Origin of the sequence: uncultured Apibacter sp. (assembly GCF_946479295.1) — a bacterium.
In the GTDB taxonomy this organism is placed as follows: Bacteria; Bacteroidota; Bacteroidia; order Flavobacteriales; family Weeksellaceae; genus Apibacter.
In genome coordinates this window covers 14,907-39,564 of sequence record NZ_CAMLFD010000005.1, presented here as the reverse complement: position 1 = coordinate 39,564, position 24,658 = coordinate 14,907, and the positions used below count along the sequence as shown (strand labels likewise).

Sequence of the window (24,658 nt, the reverse complement as noted above, 5' to 3'; positions counted from 1 at the left end):
GAAATTCTTAAAAAACTGCTCAATTTTTTTTTGATTTTTCCCTAATGAATTTCTTTGTATATCAATTGTTTTTTGAATAATAAAAATGACATGAGACCATTTATTGATAATATTTGATAAGTTCAATGAAATATTGAGAATTTTATCTTTTTGGCGCTGTACATTTACTTGCTTTAACCAAACATGTAAAGACATAATCCTTTTCATACTGTTAAGTTTTTTGTTCATTTTATTTTGCGCAAATATAAATATTATTTAGAATTGTTCTCAATTATATTTATAATTATTCTAAATAATATTTAGAACTATTCTAAATTATTTTTACTTTTGTCAAAAAAAAACTATGAAAAAGAATAGCTACAAAAAGTTCTTTTTATTTTCATTAACGATAATAATATGTTCTTTTACTTATTCACAGGAAACTAGGGATAAGGAAAATAAAGAAAAAGATATTGATGAGGTTGTTGTAACCGGACAATATCAGCAACAAAGTGTTAATAAGTCCATTTACCAAGTTGAAGTAATTTCTCAAGAAGATATTAAAAATAGAGCTGCTACGACGATATCGGACATTTTAAGTTATTATCTGAATTTTATAACCATACCCAACAGCAAAAACGGAGATTCCGAGGCTTCACTTTTCGGCTTGGATGGTCAATATTTTAAAGTATTAATTGATAATATACCTATGGTTAGCGACTATGGAATGGGTTCGAATGTCGATTTAACTAAAATTAATTTAGATAATGTTGAAAGAATTGAAATTGTACGAGGTAGTATGGGAACTGATTACGGTTCTAATTCTCTTACCGGTGTTATTAACATTATCACCAGAAAGAAGATTAATTCAAAATGGAAAATTAACGGATATTTACAAGAAGAAACTGTAGGTAAAGAGTACGATTGGAAGGAACAAGGAAGGCATATTCAATCATTTGATATTTCTCATTCCTTATCCGAAAAATGGTATATTTCCATAGGAGCTAATCGTAATGATTTTAAAGGCTATTTTGGTAATAAAGAAGGAAAGAGATATTTTGAAAATGATGGGAAAAGAGGGTATGAATGGTTACCTAAAGAACAATGGAATTCAAATGCTCTGATCAATTATAAATCAACAAATTTTAATGCTTTTTACAATTTACAATACTTAAATGAATTAACCAACTATTATAATCCTATAGTTGATTACAGATCTCTTTCTGATGGAGGGCTTTTCACTTATGCTTCTAAAGACAGAAATTACAAAACAGATCGTTGGCTCCATCATTTATTTTTAAATGCTAAACTATTTAATTATTTAAATTATAACGGAGATTTTTCCTATCAAAAACAAAGTCGTAAAAGCAGAGATTATGTTTATGACATAGGAATGAGAGAAACTTTCGGAAAGAAAGATGCTTATAAAAAATATGCAGGCACGGAAGCTTGGTATACTCGTGGAACATTCACATCACCCTCAATGAGTAAATTTTTATCTTATCAAATCGGTTATGAATTTAATTTTATAGAAGGACTAAGATCTGCTAATTCCAGTTCTATTGGAGGAATGAATACTTCAGGTTTTCAGAAAGATTTACGAAAACATTTAGACAATTATGATGTATTTGGTTCCACTGAGATTAAGGCAAGCCCCGAGATTTCTTTAAAGCCCGGGTTCAGAGCTAGCTTTAACACGAAATTTGAAAATCAATATTCTTATTCGCTTGCTATGAAATATCAATTATCCCCCTATTCAAATTTCCGAACAGAAATAACCACAACAAATCGTACACCAAATTTTGATGAGTTATATACTTATTTTGTTGATACCAATCATAATGTACAAGGAAATGAAGATTTAATTCCTGAAAAAGGATATTCCAGTTCTATTTATTGGAATCAAAAATTCAAATCTAAGGATAACTTCAAAGGCGATATTACATTAAGCACGCTTTATATCAATCTCAAAGATAGAATTGAACTCGCAACTGTAAATATGCAGCCTTTAGAATATAAGTATTTGAATGTAGATAAATTTAAGAGATGGGGAGTTCAATTAAATTCTAATATGAGAATAAATAATATTCATTTTAATTTGAATGCTTCTTATTTCGGAGTTTCCAGAACGTTAGAAGATAACATTAACGGAATTCATATTACCACTCCTGATAACGATTATCTATACACATTTCAGCTAAACTCAAATCTTAATTACACTTTAAAAAAATGGGGAACAACCTTTTCTCTCTTTTATAAATACAATGGGAAAGAGTCTTCTTATGTCTTGGATTCTAAAACTGATTCCTATTATTTAGGAAAACAAGATGACTTTAATTTACTTGATTTTTCTGTAAGAAAATCATTTTTTAACAAATTTATTGAATTGACAGCGGGTGTACGAAATATTTTTGATGTTAAAAAGGTAAATACGACTGCTGCGCAAAGTGGCGCTCATGATGGACCTATAAAAAGTATTAATTTATTTTACGGTAGATCGTACTTCGCTAAACTTGGATTTAATTTTAATATATAACTCATGAAAAAATATTGTTTTTGCATACTTACCTCTTTCTTTATCATTCTCAGCTGTAAAGAGGATGACAGTCCTATATATGTTCCACAGCCCGGAGCCATACTAGACATTCCTGTCGGAGGTCCTACGGAACCGAATCAGGTTTGGGTAGATTTGGATCAAAGCAGAGTCAACGTAAATCAACGAGACATTTGGGATTTCGGGTTTTATGGTGGAGATCAATTTCGTGTAATTTTAAATAATTCTATCTTAATGGCTGCTGCAAAGTTGAATAGTATTTCTATTGATGAAGTTAATGAATCCGATGTTGCTTCTCTAAAATCGCTGGTAACTGTTGGTGATTTCCAACCAGATAATGTAAAGTATGTAGATGATATAATGGGAAATTATCTAGATCGTACCGCTATAGACGAAATCAGTTTAAAAGAAGATGAAAATCATGTTTATCTTATTAATATGGGACACTCGGTTTACCAAAATAATACGGATGATCTAAAGGTTGTCGGAGAACATAGGGGTTGGAAAAAAATTAGGATACTTAGAAATGATTCTAACAGCTATAAAATTCAATATGCTGATATTTCTGACACTACCCATAAGGAGATGATTGTTAAAAAAGATAAAGATTATCATTTTTCTTATATTAGTTTAGCTCACGGAATTGTAAATGTTCAACCTCCTAAAGATCTGTGGGATATGTGTTTTACTGTATTTATTAACGAAAATAAAGGACATGGTACGTATACGTTCTCGGATTTCGTTATAATTAATACGATGAATAATACAGGCGCGTATCAAGCAAACCTATCTGAAGTAGGTAGTTACGAAGATTTTACTAAAGAAAAGGTGGATCCTACCAAATTTGTTTATAATGACCATCGGGTTATCGGCTCTAGTTGGAGGACAACCTATGGGGGAGCTAAGGTATATACTGATAGATTCTATGTACTTAAGGATTCAAAAGGGAATTTGTTTAAATTGAAATTTTTGAATATGACTGATAAAGATGGACGAAGAGGATATCCTAAATTCGAATATAGCTTGCTCATTAATTAATTTATTTATTTATAATTTGAAAACAGGTTGTTGTAAAAAAAATCAACAGCCTGTTTATTTTTTTTTATTTACTTATATTTTGGGTGTAGGCAAATAAGGTATTCTTTAAGAGCATAGCTCTAGTCATGGGGCCTACTCCACCTGGAACAGGTGTAATCCAAGATGCTTTTTCTGCCACTTCCGGAAAATCAACATCACCTGCTAGATAATAGCCTTTTTCTTTGGTTGGATCTTCTAATTTAGTAATTCCCACGTCCACTATCACTGATCCTTTTTTAATCATATTGGCTTTTAAAAAATGAGGTACACCTAAAGCGGTAATAATAATATCGGCATTTTGAGTATGTTTAGCTATATTGACGGTTTTAGAGTGAACTAATGTAACAGTTGCATCTCCCGGATATCCTTTTTTGCTTAATAGAATACTCATGGGGCGTCCTACAATCCTGCTTCTTCCTATAACAACTACCTCTTTACCTTCGGTAGGTATTTCATATCTAGATAGCATTTCCATAATACCATAAGGAGTTGCCGGTAAAAAACTTTCTATTTCCAAAGCCATTTTTCCAAAATTAGTAGGATGAAAACCGTCTACATCTTTTTCCGGATTAATAGCCATTATAATTTTTTCTTGATTTATATGCTTAGGAAGAGGTAACTGAACTATGAATCCATCTAGATCATCGGCCTCATTAATCTTTTTTATTTCTTGTAATAATTCTTCTTCAGTTATCGTACTCTTAAGTTTTATTATTGATGATGTAAAACCTACAGCCTGACAATCTTTAATTTTATTATTTACGTAAGTTTGGCTTGCAGGATTATCACCTACAAGAACTGCTAATAAATGAGGTTGACGATGTCCTTGGTTTATATATTGGGAAACTTCTTCTTTAATTTCTTGTTTTATTTGTTTAGATAATTTAATACCATCTAAAATATTCGCCATAATTCAATTATTATTTAGTTTGGCAAATGTAAAAAATTAACTCTTATATGTTTATATTTAAATAGTTAAGATTTTCAATTTTGTTAAAATTAAACTAAATAAATTTTTATAAAAAATTAAAGGTAAATGTAGAAATATATAATAAAAGTATATATTTAAATCAATTATCTAAGTTATATTATTTAAATTTTAATTCCTCAATCTGGCAATTACTTTTTCACCACCATTTAATATAACATCCCCAACTTTAACTAAAATTTCAGTTTTTAAAGGAAGAAATACATCCATCCTTGAACCAAATTTAATAAATCCGAATTCCTTACCTGCAACAGCCATATCCCCTATTTCTGAATATATAACAATTCTTCTAGCCATAGCACCTGCAATTTGCCTAAATAAAACCTTTTGATTAAAAGGTGTTTCAACTGCTACGGTAGTTCTTTCATTTAATTCTGAAGATTTTTCATGCCAGGCCACTAAGAACTTTCCGGGATGGTATTTTTTGAATATAACTTTTCCACTGACAGGATACCTACATACATGTACATTTAAGGGAGACATAAATATAGATACTTGTATACAATTGGTTTTAAGAAATTCTTTTTCGTAAACTTCCTTTACTATAACTACTTTACCATCTACCGGAGCAATTATCTCATTCTCTTTAGCATCATAATTTCTAATTGGATTTCTGAAAAACCAAACAGTAAAAAATAAAAGGATAATGAATGGTATTGCAATTATAAGCCCCCAATATTTAAGAAAATAAAGTGCAAGTATACTTACCAGAATACTTGTTATAAAACTAATTCCTATAAAGGGCTTTCCTTCCTTGTGTAATCTCATATGATAGCACTTAATAAATAATAGGTAAATATTGCAGGAACACATAAGATAAAACTATCTAATCGATCCAACAATCCACCGTGTCCTGGAATTAAATTCCCGGAATCTTTTACAGAAAATTTTCTTTTCAGCTTTGATTCGGCTAGATCGCCAATTGGTGCAAATATAGCTATAATTAAACTTATCACAATCCAGTTGCCTCGTAATCCTGGTACGAGATATTCCAATAGAAAACCTATTAGGATAGTTCCCAGTATCCCTCCGATCAAACCTTCAACCGATTTATTAGGAGAAATTTTAGGCGCAAGTTTTCTTTTCCCAAATTTACTTCCCACTAAATAGGCAAAACTATCACTGATCCATAATAGTAAAAATACATAGAAAATCTCTGGCGTTAATGGATTTATACTTTTTGGAATCGTTAAAGAAAGACTAAAAGGAATGCTCAAATACGCAGTAGTAAAGATTAGTTTGGCACTATCTGTATAGAGTTCGTCTGAATAATAAAATAGAGTTACAATTGAGAGAATAAATAATATTAAAATTAATATATATCTCCAATATAATATTTTTAAACTAAAACTGCTATTAAAAAAACTTTGAGAAAATTTAAAATATACGATACCTATTAAAACAAATGTTAATATCTTATATATAATATTTGAATATTTTAAAAGTTTTATGGTCTCTAAAACGCTTCCCAATAGAAAAATTGTGAGTAAGCTATAAAGTAGATAACATGGATTTATTTTTATATCGAAATAAATATGTAATAAGTCTGATAAAAAATTAGTAGTGCATAAAAAAATAAGCAACACATATACTAATCCTGATAGGGAACGGATAATTATCGTTTTCACAAAATTAAAAATTATTCTTCAACTAAAAGCAAATACAATTTTTTTGCATTTGAAACACTACTAAATCCTTGCACTTGATTGCCATATAAGGAAGTTATATTAGATGGTATTTTATCTTTTTTAGCGTATCTTATTTTAGCTAGACCTACGCTTGAGGAAGTAATTATCTGATTTGGAGTTGCCCAAACTATTATTTTTTGAGGTAAATCAGACTTTTTTAAATGATAAGTCTGATCCGATGAAATCATAATAGATCCATCTAAGGCCACCAAATATTCACAGTTTATTAAAGCAATATCTTGATCTCCCGTACTATGGCTTGTATAATTACAATCTAAGCAATTAATCATCGAAATAAGTTTAGGGTCTACACATAGCACTTCACTGATGTCTTCATTTTTAAGTATATTATGTAAATATTGCAAAGATTCTTCTTTGTTTTCACAATAGAAAAACATACCTCCACCTGCCTTAAATTTCCTAGCAAATGCTACATCCTCTTCTTCTCTATCATTATAAAAATCTAGATTAGTAGCTTCTTCTTTGTTTTTTTTACCAAATATTTTGTTAAGAAATCCCATTCACTTTATAAAAGTTAAAAATCAAAATTATTTTTGTAATCAAATATATAAAAAAAACTTTTTAGTTCATAAATACGTAAGATTTTTAAATTTTATTAAATTATTTTCTATTATTCGGATTTAAATTCGTTTTCCGAAGAATTTTGTGCTTTATTTTCAACTTCTCGTATTTCTTCGGAAAAAGTTTCATCGTCAAATTTGCGTTTTCCAAAAATTTCTTCTAAATCTTCTTTAAATATGACTTCTTTTTCTAATAATTTATTAGCGAGCATAGAAAGTTTATCTTTGTTTTCAGATAAAATCTGTATTGCCCTTTTATATTGAGATTCAATAATTTTAGAGATTTCCTTATCTATAGTTTCTGCAGTTACTTCGGAATAAGGTTTAGTAAATCCGTATTCATTACCTGAACTATCATAATAAGAAATATTACCTATCTTATCGCTCAATCCGTAAATAGTAACCATAGCATTAGCTTGCTTTGTTACTCTTTCAAGATCAGATAATGCTCCCGTAGAGATATTATTAAAAAAAACTTCTTCTGCGGCTCTTCCTCCTAGAGTTGCACAAATTTCATCTAACATTTGTTCTGTAGTTGTCAATTGTCTTTCTTCAGGTAAATACCATGCTGCACCTAAAGAGCGACCTCTTGGTACTATGGTTACTTTCAATAATGGAGCGGCATGTTCTACCATCCAACTAATAGTGGCATGTCCTGCTTCATGGAAAGCAACTCTTTTTTTCTCATGTGGTTTAATTACTTTATTCTTTTTCTCTAACCCACCAATGATTCTATCAACAGAGTCAAGAAAATCTTGTTTTCCTACGCTTTCTTTCCCTTTACGAGCCGCAATTAAAGCAGCTTCATTACAAACATTAGCTATGTCAGCTCCACTAAATCCCGGAGTTTGTTTTGCTAAAAAATCTATATCTAAATCTTCATCTATCTTCAATGGCTTTAGATGAACTTGAAATATTTCTTTTCTTTCATTTAGATCCGGTAAATCTACATAAATAGATCTATCAAAACGTCCCGGACGCATTAAAGCTTTATCTAGCACATCAGCTCGGTTAGTTGCAGCCAATACAATCACGCTCGTATTGGTTCCAAATCCATCCATTTCTGTTAACAATTGGTTTAACGTGTTTTCTCTCTCGTCATTAGATCCGGTAATATTATTTTTACCTCTGGCCCTACCAATTGCATCGATTTCATCAATAAAAATAATTGAAGGTGATTTTTCTTTAGCTTGACGAAACAAATCTCTTACTCTTGATGCTCCTACCCCAACAAACATTTCTACAAAATCAGACCCAGATAAAGAGAAAAAAGGTACTTTTGCTTCACCTGCTACGGCTTTTGCTAGAAGTGTTTTTCCTGTTCCCGGAGGGCCCACTAATAAAGCTCCTTTAGGAATTTTACCTCCTAACTTAGTATATTTTTCAGGATTTTTCAAAAAATCAACAATCTCTTCTACCTCTTCTTTAGCTCCTTCTAATCCAGCTACATCTTTAAAAGTAACTCTTACATTATCGTTTTCATCAAAAAGTTTAGCTTTAGAACGTCCTATATTAAATATTTGTCCTCCGCCACCTGTTCCACCACCTGTCATTTTTCTAAATAAGAAAAACCAAAGCAATCCAATGAATAATAAAGGCAGTAACAATTGTATCGTTACATCTCCCCATTGACTAGGATTTTCAAATTCCAAATTAGTAGTTAATTTATATTTAGCCTTATTTTCATTGAATCTTTCTTCAAAAAGCTGTTTATCGCCGGCTATAAATGAAAATTGAGGTGAATCTGATAATTGCCTAAACGGACTGAAGCCTTGATTGTTCATATCATACACTTCAGGGTTTTTCATAGCATCCTGAGTTAAATAAACTTTTACTTCAGATGATCCGTTTAAAAACACCACTTTTTTAACATATCCTTTTTCTAAATATGAAAAAAACTTATCAACACCTATTTTTACATCTTTTCCCGAATTTAAAAATTCTTGAAAAATCAATAATACTGCAAATATTATTAATATACCATAAAACCAATTAAATGAAAATGGTTTATTATTTTTTTTCGTTTTATTTTTGTTATTATTATTTGTTTCCAAAATTAAGTCTTATTTTATAATTATAGGATTATGCAATTTTAAAGATCTTTTTAATTTTCCGGATTAGGAATTTTTATAATTTCCACATCTCCCCATAAATTTTCTAAATCATAGTATTCTCTATATTCGGGTTGGAAAATATGAACAACTATGGATACGTAATCCATCAAGACCCACTGCTGGTTGTCAACTCCTTCTACATGCCAAGGCTTATCCTTAGAATTTTTTCTCACGTACCTTTCTACAGAATTGGAAATTGCCGAAACTTGTGTATTGGTTCCGCCGGTACATATGACAAAATAATCTGTAATCGTATTTTCTAATTTAGTAAAGTTCAAAATAGTTATATCGTATCCTTTAACTTCTTCTATCCCTTTTATTATATTTTCTAATAATGCTTTTTTTTCGATCTGTGTTTCATCCATCTAATAGTCTATTATTCAAATATTATAATATATCTTTCGTGATTATTTTTCATTTTATGCAAAAATAATCATTTTAACACTTATATTAATTATAATTTATTTAATAATTTTATCATTAATTTGTATTGGTCAAATCCTATGCCATTAGAATATTTTGATAAAATTGAATCTACGAACGATTTTGTAAGAGAGCATTTGTCTGATTATGCATCAAATTTTCATGGGGTGTATTCTTTTCAACAAACGAAAGGCAAGGGAGTTAATGACCATAAATGGGTATCTGAACCGGGAAAAAATATAGCTCTGACATTTTGTCTTACCGATTCATCTATAACAAATAATTTTCTCAGTTTTTGGGTAGCTATAATGGTTTGTCGTTTTATAAAAAAACAGGCAAAAACCGATGCTACTATAAAATGGCCCAATGATATTCTCATCAATAAAAAAAAGGTCAGTGGAATATTAATTGAAAAATCAGGGAATACTTTTATTATAGGTATTGGCATTAATGTTCTTCAGAAAGAATTTCCAGGTATTCCTCATGCCTCATCATTGAGTTGCTTTTCATCTCAAAAATTTGAACTTGTTGAATTGGTAAATGATTTAATACATGAATTTAAGACAAATTTTCATATTTTAAACGATTCTTTTTTTCTTCTTAACACATATAATTATCATTTATTTGGCAAAGGAAAGGTAATGGCTTTTAAAATTAATGAATCTATAATAAACGGGATAATTAGCAAAGTAGATAATGATGGACTTTTACAAGTTGAAGTTGAAAACATGGGAACTAAAAAATTTAGGATTAAAGAAATAGAATTTTTATATTAAATCATATAAATTATGTTTAATACTTGTGAATAATAAATTATTTTAAATAGTTATTTTACTTTTTTTTTAATTATATTTACATAATTTAAAAGAAATAAATAAAACTAAGTGGAAGATTTTTTTGACAATGAGCTAGTTAATATATTTGAAGAAATGTTAGAAGAAAACAAATCTATTTATTTTGAAGCAGATGAATTTTGCGAAATTATTTCTTTCTACTTGGATATTTATGATTTCGAATATGCTTTAAAAGCGATTGATATTGCATTTTCTCTTTATCCAAATAACATTGATATTAAAGTTAAACAGCTCGAATATTTTGTAGGAACTGAAGATTTACACAATGCTTCCGGTTTAATAGATAATCTTAAAGAATTATGTTTTGCTAACACAGATTATCTAATCGCAACGGCTCGTTATTGGTCTTTAAGAAAATTTCCTTTCAAATCTATAGATTTCTATTTAGCAGCCTTAAAAAATGAGGAGGACGAAGATTATATATATAATTGTTTGGGAAATGAATATTTGGAGATTAATGAACCTACTTTAGCATTAAATTCTTATAAAAAAGCTTTGGAATACAATGAGAAAGATGAATATTCATTATTTTCCTGTATACATTGCTACGAAATTTTACATCATCACCGAGAATGTATTACTTTTTTAAATCAATTTATAGATGTAAACCCTTATTCAGAAGAAGCGTGGTTCCAGTTAGGCTTGCAATATTTAAATCTTAATTGGTATGAAAAGGCTTTATATGCATTTGATTATACAGTAATTATTAATCCTAAGAGTATAGCCGGATACACACAAAAAGCCTTCTGCTACGAAAAGCTTAATAAATGGGAACAAGCCATAGCTGTATATAGTGAATCGCTTGTTTTTGATGACACTGCTGCATTTACTCTTTTCAAAATCGGTCAGGCTTACAACAAACTTCGCAAACCTATTCAAGCTCTTAATTCTTTTCAAAAAGCGGTAAAAGAGGATCCACAGTTTGATAAAGCATGGTTTGAACTTTCTGATATTTATGATACTTTAGGTAACAATGAGGAGGCATTGCATTATATAAAAAAGGCTTTGGATGTAGAATCTAAAGAAGTAAATTACTGGAAAAAATATGCTTACTTAAATATTCAATTAGGTAAATACGAAGAAGCTTCTGACTCTTTTAAAATAATTATAGATTTAGAACCAAATCATTTTTATAATTGGTTGGCTTATTCTGAATTATTAATGAGTTTAGGCGATTATTCCAAGGCAGCTCTTATATTGCATAAAAGTTTTGAAAATTTCCATAGAGCAGAATTATATTATCAATTAAGCAATTGTTATTTCTTATTAAAGAATAATGAAAAGAGCGAAAAATTTTTAAAGCTGGCATTAAAATTGAATCCATCTATTAAACAAGAAATGCAGGAAAAATATTCAATTTTACTAAGAGGTAATAATATAAAATATAAAAATCCAGGCATTATTTAAAATCTATTTATAGAGAAAACTTGAAAGAATAATTACATAAAATCAATGAACATTGTAGCTCATCAATTGCTATCATATAAAATACCTGATATACAATTAGGTAACGTATTGGGTGAAATTGTTCGAGGTAAAGATTATCAAAATTATCCGCAATCTATTGCTACTGGTATATTATTACATAGACATATCGATTCATTTACCGATTCTCATCCTATTGTAAAGCAAACTACAAGTATTTTCCATAAATCATATGGAAAATTTGCTCCTATAATAACGGATGTAATTTATGATTATTTTCTAATAAAAAATTGGTATTTATTCAGTAATGATGAATTTGAGACTTTTAAAAAATCGTGTTATGAATTAGTAATTGGAACAGAAATTTTGTTTCCAAAAAAATTAGAAAAAATCTTAAATACTTTAATTGAAGATGATTGGTTTGACAAATACAGAACGTATGAAGGTATAGAATGGACTTTACATCATCTAACCAAAAAGTCTAAATTTAATCATCATATTGCTGATATGGGTAATTCCATTAAAGAAATTTATTTACAAGAAAAAAAAATAGAAAATCATTTTCTCGAATTTTTCCCTCAATTGGAAATTTTTTGTAAAAAATTTATTATTAGATTAATGCCGGAATATGAAGTATTAATCCAAAAAAATAGTGTTCATTGATTATGAAAAAATATATTATTTTGTTTGATGGTGTATGTAATTTATGCAATTCTACTATTCAATTCATTATTAAAAGAGACAAAAAAAATTTATTTAAATTTTCTTCTCTTCAATCGGAATTTGGACAGAATTTTTTGAAAGATAGAAATCTTTCTACTAAAGATTTTAATTCTATAATTTTATATGAACCTGGAATAGCTTATTATACAAAAAGTACTGCTGTAATAAAAGTAGCTCAAAAGCTAGGGTTTCCATATAATCTCTTATCTGTTTTTTTGATACTTCCTGCACTTATACGTAATCCTATATATTCATATTTGGCTAGAAATCGCTATAGTTGGTTTGGAAAAAAGGAAAGTTGTATGGTTCCTACTCCGGAAAATATAAAAAAATTTATTCAGTAAGTAATACATTACATTCTCAAACTATAAATCTCTAAACTTTTTCAATTTCGTATACTGAAATTTTGGTTGTAAACAAGCCATAATTGAGAAATACGGTTTCTCCTTCTATCTTATCTATAGTTGCAGCACTGCTGCTCCCCTTAATTCTAACTCTTTTTCCTTCCTTCATCCATTTTTGAGCTCTATCAGTGGTTGTTCTTATTTCTTCTGCTTTGGTTTCTTGCAACTGTTTTTTTATTTCCTCTTTTTTTAATTCTGTTTTAACTTTAGTTCGTTGTCTTTTAGTTTGGATTTTTTCAACTTCAGTTGCTTGAGTCTTTTTGTATTTCTCTTGTTCTAAAATTTTAGAAAAATCTTTTAAAATATCTCTTTTTTTCTTTCCGTTGGAATAGGCTTCTATGTATTTCTCAAATTTTTGTCCTAATTGATTTAAACGTGTTTCTTCATCATATAATTTTTGGAAATTCACCAATTTTTGCTTATAACTGTTTATAGTATCTGACAATTGTCTTTTCTTTTCTTCAGAATGATCAATTTGTTTATTTAAATCACCCTTCAATTTTTCAACCTGATATTTTTCCTGCTGAAGTCTAACAATAGTTTTATCTAAATTTACCTTGTCTTTTTCAATTTTTTGTTTAGCAACCTGTATAATTTCTTTAGGAATTTTATTTTTTTCAGCAACTTCGAACGTAAATGAGCTCCCTACCTGCCCCACTTCTAATTTATATATAGGATGCAGAGTCTTTTCATTGAATAACATAGAAGCATTTTTAGTATGAGATAACTCTTCAATCTTTAACTTTATATTTGTATAATGGGTTGTGATAATTCCAAAAGATTTTTTCGCATAAAAATATTCTAAAAATGCTTCAGCCAATGCTCCCCCTAATTCCGGATCTGATCCTGTTCCAAATTCATCTATTAATAGTAAAGTGTGAGAATCTGCCTGTTTTATAATTTGCTGCATTTTTCTCAATCGGGAACTATAAGTACTAAGCTGGTTTTCAATAGATTGATTATCACCTATATCAGTAAGTATTTTATTAAAAAAACCTATTTTTGATTTTGGATGAACCGGGATAAGTATACCGCTTTGTATCATTAATTGTAATAAACCTACCGTTTTTAACGTAATACTCTTTCCTCCGGCATTTGGACCGGAAATACAAATAATTCGCGTATCTCTATCTAATGTTAATGTTTGAGGAATGGTTGTTTTTTTCTCCCTTTTATTGGTAAGGAATAATATAGGATGATAAGCATTAACAAGATGGACTTCTGCATAATCGGTTATCTCCGGCAAGACTGCATCAATAGCTTCTGCATATCTTGCTTTTGCCTGAATAACATCTAATTTATATATATATTTCTGATATTTTTCTAATAAAGGGTAATATTCCAGAATATTTTGGGTTAAAGTAAAAAGAATTTCTTCAATTTCTTTTTTTTCTTGACTTATCAATTCCATTAACCTTACATTGGGTTGGATAACAGATTCAGGCAAAATAAAACAAATAGAACCTGTTTTAGAAAAACCTAATACTCGTCCTTTTACCGATTTTTTAAAAGATGACTTTACAGCTAATACTCTTTGATCATCTATCACACTTTCCCTTATCTCATCTAGAATTCCGGTTTGAGAAAAATGTGTAAGTGTTTTATCAAAATTTTCCTGAATTGTTTTTCGTATAATTTGTATTTGATCTCTGATATTTTGTAGAGTAACCGTTGCATCATTTTTTACTTCCCCAAAACGGTTAAAAATTTTATTAACCATTGCAATAATCTCTTTGGTGTATTCTATATGGGATAGTTGCTGATGAAGAGTAGGAAAATAATCTTTAAATTTTTCAAAATGAACAATCAACGAATTTATTAGTTGAGATAAATCTCTAATTTTATGAAAAGATCTGGCTTCTAAGATAAAATTCTCTATTAGAAGCATTTTTAGTTCTGTTTCTATATCATTATATTCTCTGAAAGGAATATAATTTTCATTGGAAAAACTTCCTAAATATTCATTTACGCAATTCAAATTCTCCTTTATTTTTTCTTTTCTTAAAGGTCGAAGTTGAGCTACAAATTCTCTTGATTTTTCGGAATGGCAAAAGGGTAGTATTTCTTCTAGTATCTTTTGATATTCTAATTCTTTTAAGGTATCTTCTGAAATCTGCATCTTATTATTCTGTATTATAAATACATTTATGCAAAAATAACGCTTTTTTCTGCTTAATTAATTTCTAATTTTTTTTCTTAATCCAAACATTTATCATTGTATATGTTTCTTTTTTTCAATAGCTATTCTTAAATTAGGATAAGTATATTTATAATTATATCCTTACTATTTAATAATACAACGCCTATTTTAATAAATCAACTAATGATGAATCGTAAAATTTTAAAATTTATATTGTTATGTTAGAGTATTATCTTTTATAATAGGGAGTATTATTTACATTATTAATAAACAAAAATCATCATATATATATTCGTTCTTGTTAACGGAGTTTTTAATGTTAACACCTGCCTGTATTGGTTTCGTAGTTGAAAAAAAGAAATTTTCAGAGACAACAAAAACAATTGAATTGAATTTCAAGCATACCCATTGGAAACAAAGCATGAAACATCTAAATTTAACTATTTTTTATTATTGCTTTTTAATTATGTTCAATAGATATTTATTAGGTAATGTATTAGAAATAAATGGTTTCAGAAAATTAGCTACGGATTATACTATGCTAAATGATGAATAAAAAAATCATTACCTGATTTTTTTATAATAAATATTACTTGACTATTTTATTTGATGTAATGATAATTAGTAGTATAATTTCTTATATCACCATGAATGATTTTAGGTTTAGGGGTGGAAATTGGTTGGAAAGGGTTTTTACAGAAAAATATAAAAGCAAACTTTTTCAAAAAGAATATACTTATTGGAAGTATTTGGGGAATTTGGCATATACCTATAATTTTAAACGGACATAATTATCACTCTCATGCTGTATTAGGTATCGGGGTACAAATACTTTTATGTATAGTCTTAATTTTTTATCTTTCCATTGCGTTAAAAAAACAAACTGTTTCTTTGTTATCGGAGCACTTCATGGAGGTATCAACGCAATAGCAAGAGTAGTTTCAATTACACAAATAAATTATATAGATGTATTAGGACTTGTAGGATTATTAATAATTTTTTCTATTATAACCCTATTGATAATAAATTATATACTATCTGTAAAATTCAATTTATAAGGTCATTCCAATATCAATTCCTTTAATTTTGCGATATAAATCAGTAGCATAATTATCAGTCATTCCTGAAACAAAATCAATTATTCCTAAAACTTTTTCATAGTCACTACTATCCTCGTAAATAAATTGTTTAGGAATAAGCTTAATAGCTTTTTTTTCATATTCCAAACGTTCATTTTCAGTTTTTATAATAGGAGGTATAAAATGGTCTAAAAGTTCATACATTACATTATAACCAGCATTTTCTATTTCAACTACCGATCTATGATTATATATATGAGTTTTAGAAAATTCTTTGATAGTTCTAATAGCTTTGCATTCTTTTTCAATTAAATCAAAGATGGAAATTTGCAAAGAGCCTTTCAGTATTTCCTCAAAATTGTGTTTATATAATTCAACAGATCTTGATATAAGTGCGCCTATGGACACTGCTCTTAAAAAAGAAATACGGTCATTTTTATCATCAATACTATCCAATTTCTTTTTTACTCTGTTCCATTTGTTATTACCTTGTATTTCTGTAATAATTTGTTCTAAGAGTTCCTCACAAACTTGAGCATTGATAAAACCCAATCTCTGCGCATCTTCCATATCAATTATATTATAACAAATATCATCAGCTACTTCTACGATCCAAACAAAGGGATGTCTAATATAGCATAAAGGTTCATCTTGCTCTATAATTATAGACATTTCTTGTGCAATATCTCTGAATATGTTTTTTTCTGATTGAAAAAAACCGAATTTTTTTCTCAATAGTAAATCTTTATCTCTAGCAATTGATTCGCAGGGATACTTTGCTATAGATGCCAGAGTAGAATAGGTAAGCATAATTCCTCCATCTGATTTTCCATTTTGTTTCTGAGTTAAAATATGTATAGCATTGGCATTTCCTTCAAAATTTATAAAATCACACCATTGTTTTGTAGAAAATTTTTCCTTTAGCTGGGAAGCATTTCTACTAAAATAACTGGCAATAGCATCTTCACCCGAATGTCCAAATGCCGGATTTCCGATGTCATGACATAAACATGCGGTAGATATCACATTATATAAACTATGACAAAATAAATCTTTGTTTGATTCTGTTAAATCGGAAGCATAAGCAGTAGCAATATAATTACCTATTTCACTTCCTAAAGATCTTCCCACTGATGCTACCTCTAAAGAATGCGTTAACCGATTATGTACAAAAACACTTCCCGGAAGCGGGAATACTTGCGTTTTGTTTTGTAGTCTGCGGAAAGCAGTTGAAAATATAACTCGATCAAAATCTCTTTGATATTCACTTCTTGCATCCAACTTTCTATCTGAAGAGTGGTATTGTATTCCCGTTCTTTTATCTGAGAACAATCTATTTATATCCATTATTCATATAATGATTATGAAAAATGGGATAGCAGGTGAAACTTTCAATGTAACCCGTATATCCCTATTTTTACAGTATTTATTTAATGTTATAACTATATTTTTGTATGTAATAGTAATCAAATTAGAATACTAAATTATATTCTAGTTTACTATTTTATAAAGTCTAATATTTTAATTTTCGCATAGTTTTTTTCAATTATTTATATCTGAAATTATTTTATTATTTATCTCAACTTAAACCTTCGACTAATCCATTAACCAAATCTATATTCATAGCTACTGGTTTTTTAGGCAATCCTGGCATTCTGAGAATATCTCCGGCAATAACAACAATAAATTCAGCCCCCCTATTTATTACAATGTCTTTTATTTCAAAATCAAAGTTTTTGCTCACTCCGTAAGAAAGTGGATTGGCTGAAAATGAATATTGTGTTTTTGCAATGCATATCGGAAATTTACTCATATCACTCTTTTCCAGATTTCCTATTTTTTTGGAAGCTTTTTTGCTGAAAGTTACTGAAGAAGCTCCATATATATTTTTGGCTATCTTTTCAATCTTAACTCTAATGGGATCTTCATCTTCATAGGCAAACTTTAATTTTTTTGAAGGATTATTTTCAATTGTTTCAACCACTAATTTAGCTAGATCTTCGGCTCCTTTTCCTCCTTCCATAAATGCATTATTTATGGCAAAACCTACTTCTCTTTTTTTACAAAATTCTTTTATTTCCGATATCTCCTCTTTCGTATCTGAAGCAAATTTGTTAAAGGCGACTAAAACAGTTTGCCCGTAAGATTTGATATTTTCTATATGTTTTTCAAGATTTTCAAGTCCTTGGATTATACCTTTGATATTTTCTTCTTTTATTTGAGATATATGAACTCCACCATGCATCTTTAAGCCTTGACCTGTTACTACAATTACGGTCAATTTTGGCTCTAATCCTGATTTTCTACATTTAATATCATAGAATTTTTCAGCTCCTAAATCTGCACCAAAACCGGCTTCCGTAATAACATAATCCCCATAAGTCATGGCCATTTTAGTTGCTATAACGGAATTACAACCGTGAGCTATATTAGCGAAAGGACCGCCGTGTACAAAGGCTGCGGTATTTTCTGAAGTTTGAACTAAATTTGGATTTATTGCATCTTTTAGCAAAACTGTAATAGCTCCTGCAATTCCTAAATCTTTTACAGTAAAAATGCTACCATCTGTTTTATATCCTAATAATATATTTTCAATTCTTCTTCTTAAATCGTCAATATCCTTTGCCAAACATAAGATAGCCATAATTTCAGAGGCCGGAGTAATATCAAATCCTGATTCCTGAATTACACCATTCACGTTCCCTCCCAACCCTGTAACTATATTTCTTAAATTGCGATCATTAACATCTATTACTCTTTTCCATACCACTTCTTTTAAAACATGTTCTGTACCCTGATTTTGATATATATAATTATCAAGTAAGGCTGTTATCATATTATGAGCAGAGGTTATTGCATGAAAATCTCCGGTAAAGTGAAGATTGATATTTTCCATAGGTAAAACCTGGGCATATCCCCCGCCAGCAGCTCCACCCTTCATCCCGAAACAGGGTCCTAATGATGGTTCTCTCAACGCTACTATCGCCTTTTTACCGATTTTATTCAAACCAAGAGCCAATCCTATGGATACTGTCGTTTTTCCAATACCTGCTTTAGTAGGTGTAATTGATGTTACTAATATTAGGTTTGATTTTTTTACTTTATCTTCTGATTTTTGATCTTGAGGAATTTTTGCAATGTAATTTCCATATGGTATTAATTCATTTAAAGGAATGGATAAATTTTCAGCAACTTCACTAATAGGCTTTAATTTTATAGAACGAGCTATTTCTATATCTGATTTCATAGTTTTATATCTATTTTTGATTATTATTATTATATTTCATATATATAAATCCAAATATAATAAAATTTATCTCATTTAACCTAATAATACTTATAAAGTAATTGATTCTAACAAATAACACAACAATTTCTCTTACTATTTTACATCAATAAAGTTTGGCTTATCGCACCCTATTTTTATAATTTATTACTAGAAAATTGAATTGCATCTGTTATAAAATTAGTCTCAGAAAATTATAATTTTACATTCAATTTAACATTAAAAAATCTTCCTGTTAGTTTGTTAGGTACGGCATAATATGAAGTTGAATTTACATCTCTTATCCATTCATTACTTATGGTATTTCTTACATCAAACACATTAAATATTTCAAACCCTAAAGTTAATTCCTTAAATTTTTCCCAATAGGACCCTAAACGTGCTTTATTCATTTTTTGATCTACAACAACATATGTCAAACCGACATCCGCTCGTTTATAATCCGATAAAGTTGTTTGATACACATATGGATCTGTATAAAGTGGTGCTCCATTGGGAAGGCCTGAAGCATAAACCAAATTTACATTTGCCTTAAAACGAGGATAATTTTTCATATAATCTTGAAAAAATAATCCTACTTTTAATCTTGGATCAGTAGGACGCGGTATATATCCTCTCCCATCTATACTTTCTTTTGTCTTACCATACGAAACTGACAACCACGATTCAGCTCCGGAAACAAATTCTCCATTCAATCGAGCATCTATTCCATAGGCATACCCTTTGGAATTATTTTCTCCGGTGTAAACTATTCGTACATTATCTATAAAATAAGGGATAAGGTCATCTAATTTTTTATAATAAATTTCTGTTGTTAATTTAAACGGATGCTTATTAAGCATTTTAAACTCATAATCATTACCTAAAATAAAATGTATGGAACGTTGTGATTTTATTTTATCATTAAGTGTTCCATCCAGATGCATTATTTCCTTATAAAACGGGGGTTGGTAATAAAATCCGGTTGCAAATCGAAATAACATATCTATTTCCCAATCGGGTTTAATTGCTATTTGTGCTCTCGGACTGATATTGGTTTCTCCGTTAAAATCCCAATGAGTAGCTCGCACTCCTGCATTAATCAATACACGGGTTCTATTCCAAAAAAATTTTGTTATATATTGCAAATACCCATTAATACGATTAGATTTGAGCTTATTATTTGCAGAAACATGATGTAACAACACCAAATCGGATTCATCTAAATTTCCGGGGGGAAAGATAGGCCGGGGTATAGAATACCCAGCTGAATCTATAAGCATCCATTCGTTTTTAATGTTTCTTATATCTTCGCGTTGATATTGAAAACCTGCTTCAAATGCTGAATTAACATTTAATTTATATTTACCTTTTAACTGTGTCCCGATTACAAGCATATCCAAATTATTTCTTCCGTGATTAATTTGTCCCCCAGTATTAAATGAAGGAATCAAATCTCCAGTATCATTATCGGCTTCTCGTAGCATATATCCGGCAGAAATATCAAAATATTCTTGTTCTTTCGAATGAAATCCATATCCATCCCAATTAAATGCTAATCTATTTGAAGGTTTAAATTCCAAAGATAAGGTACCATTTGCCGTTTTATATTTATCTTTTTCTTGCCCATTATAAGCAACATTCAATTTTATTGGCTGATTTAAAGTTCCGAATTCTACTTCTCTTTTTTTAGGTACCATTTCATAATCATTGGATGCGTAATTTCCTAAAAATGAAAGATTCCATTTCGTAGCTAATTTATATTGAAGGAAAGTTTGTATATCAAAATATTCGGGATTAAAATCCGTATCTCCATCGAATGTATTTAGAATAAGATCTGTATTTCGATATCTCGCACCTAAAAGACCAGAAAATTTTTGTTTTTTATCAGCATAGCCAAAAGTAGCTCCTCCTCCTAATAAGCTTGCCTCCAGATCGGTTTCAAACTTTAGCGGTTTTCTATAGAGTATATCTAATACGCTTGACATTTTGTCTCCATATCGAGATTCAAAACCACCCGCAGAAAAATTAATGGAGGAAACCATAGCCGGATTAATAATACTCATACCTTCTTGTTGACCACTACGAACAGTTAGAGGTTTATATACTTCTACTCCGTTTATATATACTAAATTTTCATCGTAGTTACCCCCTCTCACTCTATAAAGTGAGCTAAGCTCACTGGCCGTACTAACAAATACGGTATTTAATATTTCTTCTACCCCTCCGGAAAGAGTCGGTGTGTTTTCAATATTATTAACGGCGATATGATGCATGGATAAATCGGAGGATTTTTTACGAGTTCCTTTAAAAATAATTTCAGGAAGAACCTTTTCTTTCTTTAACTTAAAATCAGCTACAATATCTATATCTTTTATGTCAACATTTATAGAATCTTTAACAAAATTATCATGTTCAACAGTCATTACTACCGTAGTATAAATAGGTAGTTGTAAACTATAATATCCACTCCGATCAGATATAGAATGCTGACCATAGTTTGAATAAACATGCGCTCCCTGTATAGGATTTCTTTGTTTATCTTCCACTTTACCTGAAATTTTTATGGTCTGCCCCCATGCGGTAAAAGAGATCATCCATAAAACTAAAAACGTGAGAAATTTATAATTTTTCAAAGTTGCTCGTATATATACTTTTATTATTTACTTTATCGGTAACTATTACTTCTACTTGATGTTTTCCTACTTCAATTCCTTCTTTTGTTAAATCGGAAATAAAAAGGCTGTTGTCCTTGTATTCGTATTCAGCTAATATCCATTTCCCGTCAATAAAAACATCATAAGTGTTAATACCCGAACCTATATCTTTGATTTTAAAAATTAGCTTATTCCCTATTTTTTCTGTTTTTGAAAGCATAGGACAGTTAATGGTTGGTACTGATTCGTCCAATACTAAATAAAATATTCCAAAATCTTTGGGAGTAGCTTTATATTTACCATTTTCAAAGGACGTATCTAAATATTCTTTCTTTAGCGGACCAAAATTGGATTCTCTAACAATAACATATTTATCCGCTTTTGACTTATCTAAATTACTCCAATCGGGAGTGAGAGTCATATCATATTTTTTATGTATTGGTACTGAAGATCTGTGTACAAGATATTTGTTAACACCTAATTTTTTATAATCAAATATAAAACTTTCATAAAATGAACCTTTCTCAAAATCTAGAGATAGTCCGTCTTGCTTAAAGGTATAAGATTTTTTTAAATTAACAGAGTACTTATCATTTGTAGGCAATGTTTCCTTATCTTTTTCAAAACTTTTTTGAGTTACTCCATTCATGGTGAAATTTCGAGTTGTGATATTTCCAGAAAAATCTCCTACTTCTATTTTAACAGTATAGATTTGTCCCTCTTCTACTTTTACAATCCCTCTATTTACCTCTTGTTCATACATTTGTAATGTATTACCTGGTAATAAATAAGTGCGATATATCCAACTATTTTTCGATAGCAACTCCGTATAATCTACAGAAGCATTAATTAAACGAGTTTCATTAAAATAATGTTTATCTGCCTGAAAAGTTGATAATAAACTTCCATTGACATAAGTTTTTATAAAATAAATACCATTTAAATTATTAGATCCATTTTGTTTGTCATAAGCTTTTACTCCAAATCCTATTTCTCCACTTACAGTATAATTATCTCCTTCTGCAACAATTATTTTATTTGTCTTATTATTTACTTCACCATCGTTAATAGGATAAATCCATATCCCTGATATAATTGGCTTTATGTTATCGCCTATATCAAATCCAAATAAAAAAGGATTTAAAACTTCTTCGGTTTTAGTATCTCTAACTTCAAAATGTAAATGCGGGCCTCCCGACCCTCCCGTATTTCCTGATAGAGCTATTATTTCCCCTTTCTTTACCGGTATTTCTCCCGGTTTAAGGTAAAAATCTACAGCATATTTTTTATCTTTATACTGTTCTTGGCGAGCCCTTTCTTCAATAGTTCCTTTCAGCTCACTTAAATGCCCATACACGGTAGTATATCCGTTGGGATGATCAATATAAACTGCTTTTCCATATCCATAGGCCGAAATATTTATTCTGGAAACATAACCTTCTTGGGCCGCCAACACTGACAGACCTGTCCTTTGCTGGGTTTTGATATCTAAACCGGAATGGAAATGATTTTTCCTTAACTCACCATAATTGGCTGATAAGGAAATAGGTATAGATAATGGAGAGACAAAATCTTTCGGATAATTTTGAGAATTAGAGAAGATCGTGAATACAATGAATACCGTGCTTGCTATTTTTTTCATGTAATTTTTTTAAATACACATCTTGATTAGATATAAAATATAGTAAATAAACTAAATCTTCGTCAAAATTAAGAATTTCATTTTTATTTAGATTATTTAACATTTTAATTCAATTAACTTTTTCCTCAACAAACTCCATAATTTTAATTAATCAAAAGAGAAAGAATTAGTTTAAACAAATAATTTGTATACTCTTTGTATACTTTTAAAAATATAGAGTTAACATATATCACTTATTCATTTACAAAAAACATCTTACTTAAATGAACTTCACAATTCAATTCAATTTTTTTTTATTTATATAATATACTTTAAATATCTAATAAATAACAATATAATGTCTTAAAAAAAATCTAATATAAATAAAACGCGAATTATTATACTTAGCAATTGATTTTTTTCATTATTTTACACCATATTTATTATTTAATATTCATAAATCTAGATAAATTACAACTATTATGCTAACTAAAAAAATAACTAGAATAATACCAGCACTGCTTATTTTCTTGCTTGTCAATAGTCTTTCTTCTCAAAAATTAGAAAAAGATACAGTTAATTATATATATGAACCCAATCAAGTTCGTACCAAAGGAGAATATGAAGGGGGAAAGAAGCAATTACTTGAAACTTTATCATCCAATCTGAAATATCCGGATGAAGCTATAAAAAATAATATTCAAGGAAAAGTGATTGTTAAATTTGTTATTGAAAAAGACGGTACAATTAGTAATTTTAAAATCCTAAAAGATATCGGATACGGATGTGGTGAGGAAATTATTCGAATTTTAAATGAAACCCAAACCAAATGGAATTCAGCAAAAATCAATAATAAGAACGTACGATCCTATTATACTTTAAGAGTAAAGTTCAAAATACGTAAAATAAATAAAGATGAATCTAAAGTTGATATTTACTTAATGCCATTCTTATGTATTTTGAAAGTAGTGTTATTTGTTCTTTCGGATGGACGTATTGGCGACTAAGGAAATTACTCAAGTTTTAAAGAAAACCTAAACCAAATGGAATTCAGCCAAAATCAGTAATAAGCGCATGCGATCCTAT

General features: G+C 29.2%; 20 protein-coding genes. 9 read left to right on the top strand and 11 right to left on the bottom strand.

All coding sequences use genetic code 11. The features are described 5' to 3' along the window. Positions 1-343: 343 nt before the first annotated feature. Both Q0T35_RS05180 and Q0T35_RS05175 read left to right on the top strand, forming a co-directional pair. Positions 344-2,515, top strand: a complete 2,172-nt coding sequence (locus Q0T35_RS05180; protein WP_295841235.1) for a TonB-dependent siderophore receptor — start codon at positions 344-346, stop codon at positions 2,513-2,515. Between the two features lie 3 nt (positions 2,516-2,518). Then, entirely contained in the window at positions 2,519-3,571 is a 1,053-nt protein-coding gene (locus tag Q0T35_RS05175; protein ID WP_295841233.1) for an HmuY family protein, read from the top strand. A 64-nt stretch (positions 3,572-3,635) separates the two neighbouring features. Here Q0T35_RS05175 and Q0T35_RS05170 read toward each other — a convergent pair whose 3' ends face one another. The 6 genes from Q0T35_RS05170 to rsfS all read right to left on the bottom strand — a co-directional run bounded on the left by Q0T35_RS05170 (position 3,636) and on the right by rsfS (position 9,346). Beyond that, positions 3,636-4,520, bottom strand: coding sequence for a bifunctional 5,10-methylenetetrahydrofolate dehydrogenase/5,10-methenyltetrahydrofolate cyclohydrolase (locus Q0T35_RS05170; protein ID WP_293918063.1), 885 nt, complete (start codon positions 4,518-4,520; stop codon positions 3,636-3,638). 189 nt (positions 4,521-4,709) lie between these two features. After that, positions 4,710-5,366 carry a phosphatidylserine decarboxylase family protein gene (locus tag Q0T35_RS05165; RefSeq protein WP_293918061.1) on the bottom strand — a complete coding sequence of 219 codons (657 nt, stop codon included), beginning with the start codon at positions 5,364-5,366 and terminating at the stop codon, positions 4,710-4,712. Beyond that, complete coding sequence (locus Q0T35_RS05160; protein WP_295841231.1) at positions 5,363-6,226, bottom strand: phosphatidate cytidylyltransferase; 864 nt, start codon at positions 6,224-6,226, stop codon at positions 5,363-5,365. Before Q0T35_RS05160 ends, Q0T35_RS05165 begins: the two co-directional genes overlap by 4 nt. An 11-nt stretch (positions 6,227-6,237) precedes the next feature. Next, the gene (locus Q0T35_RS05155) at positions 6,238-6,807 is read right to left on the bottom strand and encodes a hypothetical protein (protein WP_293918712.1); all 570 of its coding nucleotides are present in this window, start codon (positions 6,805-6,807) and stop codon (positions 6,238-6,240) included. 110 nt (positions 6,808-6,917) lie between these two features. Then, entirely contained in the window at positions 6,918-8,921 is a 2,004-nt protein-coding gene (gene ftsH / locus Q0T35_RS05150) for an ATP-dependent zinc metalloprotease FtsH (protein ID WP_293918714.1), read from the bottom strand. Between the two features lie 50 nt (positions 8,922-8,971). Further along, positions 8,972-9,346: a ribosome silencing factor gene (gene rsfS, locus Q0T35_RS05145; protein WP_293918716.1), complete on the bottom strand. Its 375-nt coding sequence runs from the start codon at positions 9,344-9,346 to the stop codon at positions 8,972-8,974. Between the two features lie 138 nt (positions 9,347-9,484). On the opposite strand from rsfS, the gene Q0T35_RS05140 reads away from it, so the two are divergent. From Q0T35_RS05140 to Q0T35_RS05125, 4 genes are all read left to right on the top strand, one after another. Continuing rightward, positions 9,485-10,180, top strand: a complete 696-nt coding sequence (locus Q0T35_RS05140; RefSeq protein WP_295841229.1) for a biotin--[acetyl-CoA-carboxylase] ligase — start codon at positions 9,485-9,487, stop codon at positions 10,178-10,180. Between the two features lie 108 nt (positions 10,181-10,288). Continuing rightward, positions 10,289-11,665 (top strand): tetratricopeptide repeat protein, encoded by a 1,377-nt coding sequence (locus tag Q0T35_RS05135; protein ID WP_295841228.1) that lies wholly within the window; start codon positions 10,289-10,291, stop codon positions 11,663-11,665. 45 nt (positions 11,666-11,710) lie between these two features. Further along, entirely contained in the window at positions 11,711-12,346 is a 636-nt protein-coding gene (locus tag Q0T35_RS05130; RefSeq protein WP_293918722.1) for an ACP phosphodiesterase, read from the top strand. Between the two features lie 2 nt (positions 12,347-12,348). Continuing rightward, a complete protein-coding gene (locus Q0T35_RS05125) occupies positions 12,349-12,750 on the top strand; it encodes a thiol-disulfide oxidoreductase DCC family protein (RefSeq protein WP_295841226.1) in 402 nt (133 codons plus the stop codon). A 31-nt stretch (positions 12,751-12,781) separates the two neighbouring features. Here the strand turns inward: Q0T35_RS05125 and Q0T35_RS05120 are convergent, their stop codons facing one another. Further along, on the bottom strand, positions 12,782-14,929 hold the full coding sequence (locus tag Q0T35_RS05120; protein WP_293918726.1) for a DNA mismatch repair protein MutS: 2,148 nt from the start codon (positions 14,927-14,929) through the stop codon (positions 12,782-12,784). Between the two features lie 337 nt (positions 14,930-15,266). Between Q0T35_RS05120 and Q0T35_RS05115 the strand changes: the two genes are divergently transcribed. Beyond that, positions 15,267-15,506: a hypothetical protein gene (locus Q0T35_RS05115; RefSeq protein ID WP_295841225.1), complete on the top strand. Its 240-nt coding sequence runs from the start codon at positions 15,267-15,269 to the stop codon at positions 15,504-15,506. Between the two features lie 95 nt (positions 15,507-15,601). Then, the gene (locus Q0T35_RS05110) at positions 15,602-15,880 is read left to right on the top strand and encodes a hypothetical protein (RefSeq protein WP_295841224.1); all 279 of its coding nucleotides are present in this window, start codon (positions 15,602-15,604) and stop codon (positions 15,878-15,880) included. A gap of 122 nt (positions 15,881-16,002) precedes the next feature. On the opposite strand, the gene dgt is transcribed toward Q0T35_RS05110, so the two are convergent. The 4 genes from dgt to Q0T35_RS05090 all read right to left on the bottom strand — a co-directional run bounded on the left by dgt (position 16,003) and on the right by Q0T35_RS05090 (position 23,593). Next, positions 16,003-17,376 carry a dGTP triphosphohydrolase gene (gene dgt / locus Q0T35_RS05105; RefSeq protein ID WP_295841223.1) on the bottom strand — a complete coding sequence of 458 codons (1,374 nt, stop codon included), beginning with the start codon at positions 17,374-17,376 and terminating at the stop codon, positions 16,003-16,005. Positions 17,377-17,608: 232 nt separating this feature from the next. Beyond that, the gene (locus tag Q0T35_RS05100; protein WP_295810429.1) at positions 17,609-19,276 is read right to left on the bottom strand and encodes a formate--tetrahydrofolate ligase; all 1,668 of its coding nucleotides are present in this window, start codon (positions 19,274-19,276) and stop codon (positions 17,609-17,611) included. Positions 19,277-19,509: 233 nt separating this feature from the next. Continuing rightward, positions 19,510-21,930 carry a TonB-dependent receptor gene (locus Q0T35_RS05095; RefSeq protein WP_295841222.1) on the bottom strand — a complete coding sequence of 807 codons (2,421 nt, stop codon included), beginning with the start codon at positions 21,928-21,930 and terminating at the stop codon, positions 19,510-19,512. After that, positions 21,917-23,593, bottom strand: a complete 1,677-nt coding sequence (locus tag Q0T35_RS05090; RefSeq protein WP_295841221.1) for a M23 family metallopeptidase — start codon at positions 23,591-23,593, stop codon at positions 21,917-21,919. Before Q0T35_RS05090 ends, Q0T35_RS05095 begins: the two co-directional genes overlap by 14 nt. Before the next feature lie 461 nt (positions 23,594-24,054). Between Q0T35_RS05090 and Q0T35_RS05085 the strand changes: the two genes are divergently transcribed. Continuing rightward, positions 24,055-24,579: an energy transducer TonB gene (locus Q0T35_RS05085; RefSeq protein WP_293918144.1), complete on the top strand. Its 525-nt coding sequence runs from the start codon at positions 24,055-24,057 to the stop codon at positions 24,577-24,579. The last annotated feature ends 79 nt before the right edge of the window (positions 24,580-24,658 follow it).

Bases quoted from the DNA above. Each gene is read 5' to 3' on its own strand.
- Q0T35_RS05180 (WP_295841235.1), top strand. From the start codon at position 344: ATGAAAAAGAATAGCTACAAAAAGTTCTTTTTATTTTCATTAACGATA.
- Q0T35_RS05175 (WP_295841233.1), top strand. From the start codon at position 2,519: ATGAAAAAATATTGTTTTTGCATACTTACCTCTTTCTTTATCATTCTC.
- Q0T35_RS05170 (WP_293918063.1), bottom strand. From the start codon at position 4,520: ATGGCGAATATTTTAGATGGTATTAAATTATCTAAACAAATAAAACAA.
- Q0T35_RS05165 (WP_293918061.1), bottom strand. From the start codon at position 5,366: ATGAGATTACACAAGGAAGGAAAGCCCTTTATAGGAATTAGTTTTATA.
- Q0T35_RS05155 (WP_293918712.1), bottom strand. From the start codon at position 6,807: ATGGGATTTCTTAACAAAATATTTGGTAAAAAAAACAAAGAAGAAGCT.
- rsfS (WP_293918716.1), bottom strand. From the start codon at position 9,346: ATGGATGAAACACAGATCGAAAAAAAAGCATTATTAGAAAATATAATA.
- Q0T35_RS05140 (WP_295841229.1), top strand. From the start codon at position 9,485: ATGCCATTAGAATATTTTGATAAAATTGAATCTACGAACGATTTTGTA.
- Q0T35_RS05130 (WP_293918722.1), top strand. From the start codon at position 11,711: ATGAACATTGTAGCTCATCAATTGCTATCATATAAAATACCTGATATA.
- Q0T35_RS05125 (WP_295841226.1), top strand. From the start codon at position 12,349: ATGAAAAAATATATTATTTTGTTTGATGGTGTATGTAATTTATGCAAT.
- Q0T35_RS05120 (WP_293918726.1), bottom strand. From the start codon at position 14,929: ATGCAGATTTCAGAAGATACCTTAAAAGAATTAGAATATCAAAAGATA.
- Q0T35_RS05115 (WP_295841225.1), top strand. From the start codon at position 15,267: ATGTTAACACCTGCCTGTATTGGTTTCGTAGTTGAAAAAAAGAAATTT.
- Q0T35_RS05110 (WP_295841224.1), top strand. From the start codon at position 15,602: ATGATTTTAGGTTTAGGGGTGGAAATTGGTTGGAAAGGGTTTTTACAG.
- dgt (WP_295841223.1), bottom strand. From the start codon at position 17,376: ATGGATATAAATAGATTGTTCTCAGATAAAAGAACGGGAATACAATAC.
- Q0T35_RS05100 (WP_295810429.1), bottom strand. From the start codon at position 19,276: ATGAAATCAGATATAGAAATAGCTCGTTCTATAAAATTAAAGCCTATT.
- Q0T35_RS05090 (WP_295841221.1), bottom strand. From the start codon at position 23,593: ATGAAAAAAATAGCAAGCACGGTATTCATTGTATTCACGATCTTCTCT.
- Q0T35_RS05085 (WP_293918144.1), top strand. From the start codon at position 24,055: ATGCTAACTAAAAAAATAACTAGAATAATACCAGCACTGCTTATTTTC.